Here is a 2243-nt window from a genome sequence, read left to right as displayed (position 1 = left end):
TTTGGGTCCCACTCTCCGTGGGAGCACCCAGAGACACGTAGCCCCTCCCCCCCCCCCCCGCCCCCCCCCCCCCCCCCCCCCCCCCCCCCCCCTGGCCGTGTGCGCGCGGCTGCCAGGGCCGGCGTCGGGTGTGAGTGCCGCGCACGTCTAGGGGGTGGTGTCGCCGCCTCCGGGGCCGTCGGTGACGGTGCGGTTCGTGGTGGCGGCGGAGGCGGTGGAGGCGAGGCCGACGGGGAGGGCGGCGGCGGAGGCGAGGGTGAGGGCGGAGCGGGTGACGGTGCGCATGGCGAAGCCGGCCTTCCGGGAGACGGGTACCGACCGATGTCGTACCGGCTACTTAGGTAAGGTAAACCTAAGTTGAGTGATGAGGGGGCGTCAACCCGCCCCTCCGGGCCGGGGCTTGAGGACGGCGGAGTGGCGGCGACGGGCAGGCGCCCGGGCCCTGCGGCAGACTGCGACCATGCGTACCGCTTACCGCGTGGAGACCGTACGAGCCGCCGAAGCCGCCCTCGCGGCCCGACTTCCCGAAGGCGCGCTCATGCAACGCGCCGCCGCCGGACTCGCCGCCGCCTGCTGCTCCCTCCTCGGGAAGGGGCGGGTGTACGGGGCGAGAGTCGCCCTCCTCGTCGGCAGCGGCGACAACGGCGGCGACGCCCTCTACGCCGGCGCCCGGCTCGCCCGGCGCGGCGCCGGAGTCACCGCCGTCCTCCTCGGCGACCGCGCGCACGAGGGCGGCCTCGCGGCGCTGCGGGCGGCGGGGGGCCGCGTCGTGGACAGCGCCCACGACGACCCCTTCGAACCGCTCGCCGCCGCCGACCTCGTCCTCGACGGCATCACCGGCATCGGCGGACGGGGCGGGCTCCGGCCCGACGCCGTGCCCGTCGCCCGCGCCGCGCGCGGCTCCGACGCCGTCCTCGTCGCCGTCGACCTGCCGAGCGGCGTCGACGCGGACACGGGGGAGGCGGCGGGGGAAGTGCTGCGGGCGGACGTGACGGTGACCTTCGGTACGTACAAGCCGGGCCTGCTCGTCGACCCGGCGCGGTCCTACGCGGGCGCGCTGCGGCTCGTCGACATCGGGCTCGGCGGCGAACTGCCGGGCGTGGCCGACCTGGAGGCGCTCCAGCACCAGGACGTGGCGCGCCTGCTGCCCGTACCGGGCGCCGAGAGCGACAAGTACCGGCGCGGGGTGCTCGGCATCGTCGCAGGGTCCGCGCGTTACCCGGGGGCGGCGGTGCTCGCCGTCGAGGGCGCCCTGCGGGGCGGCGCGGGGGCCGTGCGGTACGTCGGACCCGCGGCGGACGCGGTGATCGCGGCGCACCCGGAGACCCTGGTTCACCCCGGGCCGCCGGACCGCGCCGGACGGGTGCAGGCATGGGTGGTCGGGCCGGGGCTCGGCGACGAGCCGGGCGCCGCGGAGGTCCTCGCCTCGGACGTGCCGGTGCTCGTGGACGCGGACGGGCTGCGAGGGCTCGACCCCTCGCTCGTACGGGCCCGCAGCGCGCCGACCGTGCTCACCCCGCACGCCGGGGAGGCGGCGGCGCTGCTCGGTACGACCCGGGAGGAAGTGGAGTCCGGGCGGCTCGCGGCGGTACGGGAACTGGCGGCGCGGTTCGGGGCGACGGTGCTGCTCAAGGGGTCGACGACGCTGGTGTGCGGGGCGGGGGAGGCCGGGGCCGCGGGGGGTGCGGTGCGGGTGAACCCGACGGGGACGGGATGGCTGGCGACGGCGGGCAGCGGCGACGTCCTGTCGGGCCTCGCGGGCTCGCTGCTCGCGGCGGGCCTGCGCCCGGTGGACGCGGCGTCGTGCGCGGCGTACCTGCATGGGCTGGCGGCGCGGCGGGCGTCGGGAGGCGGGCCTGTGACGGCGGGGGAGGTGGCGGGGGCGTTGGGGGGTGCGTGGCGGGACGTGACGGCGGGGCTGTAGGGGGACGCGGACACCCATGCGGGACGCGACATTGATCACGCCGCTGGACAGGCGGTGTCAGGACGCGGAGACCTCGGGGCGACCCGGTCGAAGAAGCGCCGGCCACCCACTCGGCCGCACGTGGCCGGAGGTGGGAGTCCGCCCCGTTCGCGGGGCGGAGGATGTCAGATCCGGGGGGAGCGGTCCCGGTGGCTGACACCTGAGAGACTGGGCGCGATGACTGAGACACCGCCGCCCCGCAGAGCCCGCGCCGAGATCGACCTCGGTGCGCTGCGTGCGAACGTCCGCACGCTGCGCGCCCGCGTCGCCCCCCACGTCC

The 2243-nt window shown here is 77.6% G+C and carries 2 protein-coding genes; one reads left to right on the top strand and one right to left on the bottom strand.

All coding sequences use genetic code 11. The features are described from left to right. Positions 1–147: 147 nt before the first annotated feature. Positions 148–285, bottom strand: a complete 138-nt coding sequence (locus ACZ4XX_RS35450) for a hypothetical protein (RefSeq protein WP_468511965.1) — start codon at positions 283–285, stop codon at positions 148–150. A 175-nt stretch (positions 286–460) separates the two neighbouring features. Between ACZ4XX_RS35450 and ACZ4XX_RS35445 the strand changes: the two genes are divergently transcribed. Then, positions 461–1924 carry an NAD(P)H-hydrate dehydratase gene (locus tag ACZ4XX_RS35445; protein ID WP_468511964.1) on the top strand — a complete coding sequence of 488 codons (1464 nt, stop codon included), beginning with the start codon at positions 461–463 and terminating at the stop codon, positions 1922–1924. The last annotated feature ends 319 nt before the right edge of the window (positions 1925–2243 follow it).

This window comes from Streptomyces sp. NPDC029956 (genome assembly GCF_055574655.1).
Note: the sequence above shows the minus strand (reverse complement) of the source record. Positions and strands in the feature narration are given on the sequence as shown.

Bases quoted from the DNA above. Each gene is read 5' to 3' on its own strand.
- ACZ4XX_RS35450 (WP_468511965.1), bottom strand. From the start codon at position 285: ATGCGCACCGTCACCCGCTCCGCCCTCACCCTCGCCTCCGCCGCCGCC.
- ACZ4XX_RS35445 (WP_468511964.1), top strand. From the start codon at position 461: ATGCGTACCGCTTACCGCGTGGAGACCGTACGAGCCGCCGAAGCCGCC.